Below are 4,624 nucleotides of genomic sequence, written 5' to 3'. Positions count from 1 at the left end.
TATCGACTGGATGGGATGTCTATTCGATAATAGATGTGGAATCGGGAGAGGTTATAGAAGCGCTCGAGAGTTACTATGATCTTGTTTTCTTGTCTGATGAAGAAATGTACGCAATCGATTATGATGGAAATATCGTGAGACTTGAAGACGAGTCTGTCTTGGACACAGATGCCCCAGCTTTGTGGGCTGGATTTGGAGATAATGACAAGATCATCTACTTCGAATACCCTGAAGAGTACATGGATTTCTCATACGATTCACTCCACGTTTTTGATCCTAATACGGGCGAAGACAAAATAGTCTCCGACAGGGCTTTGTTTATGGATGCTCCGGTGCCTTCTTTGAAGATAGAAGGAAGTTTCATATACTTCACCGAGACAGATCTTGAAGGTCTGCACCGGGTAGTCGTACTTGATTACACAACAAATGAGGTTCTCTTCGAGAGCTCTCCCAGCAGGGATGTTCTGATTTTTCCAGATGTAAGACCTGAATAGAGTCAAAGAATGCCGGCGCTAAGCCGGCATTTTGTCATATGATACAGATCTTTGCCGCGCATTCACGTCGATTGCTCCGAAGCTTTGCTTTTTTCTTCGAAAAGCAGATCAAGATGATCCTTTGTTATCAGTTCCGAAGATACCCCTTTCTTTGTGCAACAATACCGGGCCGCTATCTGACCTCTTAAAACAGCTTCTTTCATAGAATACCCTTCGAGAAAATAACTGGACAGGAACCCTGCTGCGAGACTGTCGCCTGCGCCATTTGTGTCAACGACTGGCTCGGCCAGTTCAATAGGATCGAAATGTTCGATTCCTTTCTCATTACCCACCACACAGCCTTTACTTCCCAATCCACAGATCACGATTCTATCGCTTCGAATCCCGAGGTATTTTTTGATTAGGAAGGAGGGGTCGCTAAAGTTTGTTGAAGAAAAAAACAGTACATCGGCCTCTCTAACGTAATCTTCTCTGTAGGAATCGTCTGGATCGATGACGTCTTGAATATCTATCGACAGAGTGAGCCCGGCCTTCTTTAGAGGCCTAAGGAGATCTCTGGTCCAGTTGACGATGTTGATGTGAGCCAGCTTTGTTCCAGAGAGATAGGATACAACGGCTTCTGTGTCGACTTCAAGGATCATAGATCCCTTTCCGTCATAGAAATTCTTTCGTCCCCCGTCCCTGTACATAAGATTTACGCTTCTCTTTGTTCCCAGCGGATCGATTCCCAACAGAGAGGTATCGATACCCTGATCGAAGAGGACCTCCCGGATGTGTTCTCCATAATAGTCTTTCCCCACAAAACCTATGAAACAGACTTTGTGGCCGAGTCTTCTGAGACTTTGTGATGAATATCCTCCGGCTTGCCCAATACAGTCTAGATTCTCCCCGAAACTCGTTTCTACCGAGAAATCAACCTCGTTTCCGGATAGATAGACGTTTGTGTCGATTCCAACGGCTCCGATTACTGCAGCATCGAAAACCATATTCAATTACGCTCGTCCAGAAAGTCTTCTGAAAAGCTTAAGGTTCTTCGTCAGAAGATCTCCATCCATAAGGTCCGAGAGAGAACGTTCGTAGTGATCAACGGAAACTCCGGGAATAAGACCATCGCAGGCTATTCTTCCCATTAACACCACATTTTGCATTCGAGCATCCTTCAAATCCTCTTCAAGTTCCCGAATCACCCTTACGTCTCTCTTGCCGGATTCTCTTTCGATATCCTCGTTCTTGATCTCCCTAGCTTTTCTCAGTCTCACATCCAATGGCTGCCAGACGGTGTCATAGTATACAAGAGTTCCTTTTTCTTTCAAGTAATTCACCATACCCCGAAGAGCCTCATGACGTTCAAGGGCTATTACCATGTCGGCAGTATGCTTCATGATCAGAACGGAGTTAACGCCACTCCCGATTCTGAGGTGAGAGGAAACCATTCCACCTCTCTGTGCCAATCCATGGGTATCGGCACCTATAGCTCTTTGTCCGGAGTGATCAACTGCTCTAAGCAATGCCTCGCTAAGCAATCCTATTCCCTGACCACCAACTCCAGTGATGTAAATGTCAAATTTCTCCATCCTCTCACATCCTTCACTTGTCATCGGGGACAATTGCTTCTGAAGGGCACGTCTGAATACACGATCTGTCTCCGATGCAGAGATCTTTTTGAACCCATATTGAGCCATCGTCGGTTATCTGGTAGCTGGGGCATGCGAAGTTACTGACGCAAACGTATTTTCGATTGCATTTCTCGCTTACCCGGACAGGGTTCGGAAGAGGTCGGCCCTTTCTCCGAAGTTCCCTTGTAAACTTCAGCATACAGGGATGCTTTGCAATGATCACTTTGAATCCCTCTTCTTCAAGAGCTTCTTCAACGTATTGAGTTAACTTTGACTGGTTGTAAGTATCGACTTCCCGAATATTCTCTACTCCAAGCCCCTCCAGAACCTGTCTTACAGGGACTTTCTGAGTCACTTCTCTAAAATTGCGACCGACAGCCGGATGATCTTGATGGCCCGTCATGGCTGTTGTGCCATTCTCCATAATTATCAGCGTGAAATTGTGCTTGTTGAAAACGGCGTTGATTATGCCCGGCAATCCTGTGTGGAAGAAAGTTGAATCTCCGAGAAAAGCCACAACTCTTCTGGAGTTGTTGAACAGGGAAAGACCGGAAGCCGTGCCGCTTGAATGACCCATGCAGAGTAGCACTTGGCCCATTCTGTAAGGTTCCAGGTAACCAAGTGTGTGACATCCGATATCTGCCACTGTGATGTCAGAGTCTTTCAGTGCCTTCTTTATTGAATGGAATGCCGATCTGTGGCCGCAACCCGGGCACATCTGTGCCGGTCTTGGCGCCAGTTCAACTCCTTCAATTTTTGGTTTGGAAGGTTCAACAAGATCTCGCCAGGTTTTTGACAGGACTTCTTCAACCTTATCAGGAGTGTATTCTCAGATCCAATCTTCAAGGTCCAGCTTACCGATGATTTTGGTCTTCAGCTTGTTGTCATAGGCGAGGGCTTTGGCTTCTTTCTCGATTATATTGTCAAGCTCTTCAAGTATTTTGACCTCTTCGTGAGAAGAGAGAAAATCGACAATTTCCCTTTCTGGAAGTGGGTGAACAATTCCTAATTTGAGGATGTCGGGCCGGGAATCCGTCGAGCCGATGACATCTAGAAGCGATAGGTAGGGAGCACCAGCTGTTATTATTCCTCTTGAAGTGTCAGTTCCTTCTATGACTCTGTTTAAATAAGAATCTTGAGCGATTCTTCGGAATTCTTCGAGTTTTTTTAGTGCTCTTCGTTTCATTTTCAGAGCATCGGCAGTAATTGGAATATACGGCCCATTTTCAATTCTGAATTTCGGCCTATTATCTCGGTCATGAGGATTCAGCTTTCCAAAATATACCCTTTCTTTGGCATGGCACACGTGAGTTGAAAGCCTAACGATAATAGGCATATGCATCTGTTGCGAAAGTTTCGCCGCTTCGAGAAACATCGAGTAGGCTTCTGAAGGAGTTGAGGGTTCGAGAACTGGTACGTAGGAAAGATGAGCTATATGACGATTGTCCTGTTCATTTTGGGATGAATTCGCTCCGGGATCATCACCTAGCACAACGACCATGCCTCCGATGAGTTCCATCAAAGAGAGTTGAACGAAAGTATCGGCGGCCACGTTTAGTCCCACGCTCTTGAAGAATACACACGAAAGATGACCATTTATAGAAGCTCCAAAGGCAACTTCGGTGGCAACCTTCTCGTTTACTGAAAATTCGAAGTACATAGGATTTCTTTCCGCGGGAATCGAAGCTATTGCAGCTGCAATTTCTGGAGTGGGAGAGCCGGGATATGAAGTTGCCGCCCTGACTCCCGCTTCCAGCATTGCTCTCACAACCGCGGTGTTTCCCATCATGATTTCTGAACCGCTGTTTGAAGACGAGAGCATCTCACCCATTTTTTTCATAATATCCCACCTCTCGACAAGATTGTCGCCTATCAGTCAAAATTCACTTCCCAGACGATCTCTGCCACGCTGGAGACGGTCTTGTATACTGAACAGTATTTTGTTGCAAGTTCGAAAGACTTCTCGACCGAACTTCTGTGAGACAAATCTACTCCCTTGATCCCGATCTTCAACTCGCATATTTTGAGAGTGGTGGGGACTTGTTCTCTCTTTTCTCCCCATACTTCAATATCTGCAGAAGTGAAGTCAATTTTCTTTTTGTTTAGAATATCGAGAAATGTAGCATGTAAGCACGATACCAGACTCAATAGCAGCAGGTCGTAAGGTACCGCGCCATCTGGACCGATTTTCACTTTGTAGCCGGAATCTGTTATTCCCGTACCGGAGAAGCCTCCCGCGAACTCAACCTTCACATGAACTTTGCTTCCCATTTCGTACCCCCTTTGGTTAAGATGAACTGCATCGAGTGAACCAACATCATCCAAAATAGCTGTCAGGCTTAAGAGAACACAGCAGAAGAGGCAGTTGATATCTATTTCAGATTGCCTTAACCTCAACTTTGACAGCAAAAGTGAATAAATGGAAGGAATAAGCTCTGAAAGGTGCATAAGTTCGTAGTAGATATTCAAATCACTTCTGAAATGCGGTGCCATGTGGATTTGCTTGTCACTTTG

Annotated in this window: 3 protein-coding genes and 1 pseudogene; all 4 read right to left on the bottom strand. The window is 45.5% G+C overall.

What is annotated here, in order from left to right; all coding sequences use genetic code 11:
* Positions 1-556: 556 nt before the first annotated feature.
* Positions 557-1,480 (bottom strand): carbohydrate kinase family protein, encoded by a 924-nt coding sequence (locus ENN47_11475; GenBank protein ID HDP78773.1) that lies wholly within the window; start codon positions 1,478-1,480, stop codon positions 557-559.
* Positions 1,481-1,486: 6 nt separating this feature from the next.
* Positions 1,487-2,068: a pyruvate ferredoxin oxidoreductase gene (locus ENN47_11470; GenBank protein ID HDP78772.1), complete on the bottom strand. Its 582-nt coding sequence runs from the start codon at positions 2,066-2,068 to the stop codon at positions 1,487-1,489.
* A gap of 13 nt (positions 2,069-2,081) precedes the next feature.
* Positions 2,082-3,950, bottom strand: a pseudogene (locus ENN47_11465) (indolepyruvate ferredoxin oxidoreductase).
* A gap of 32 nt (positions 3,951-3,982) precedes the next feature.
* Positions 3,983-4,624, bottom strand: a 642-nt coding sequence (locus ENN47_11460; protein HDP78771.1) for a hypothetical protein, incomplete at its 5' end; no start/stop codon positions are given.

Source organism: Mesotoga infera (genome assembly GCA_011045915.1).
Lineage (GTDB): Bacteria > Thermotogota > Thermotogae > Petrotogales > Kosmotogaceae > Mesotoga > Mesotoga infera_D.
The sequence above is the reverse complement of the archived record's forward strand: the minus strand, read 5'-3'. Positions and strand labels throughout refer to the sequence as shown.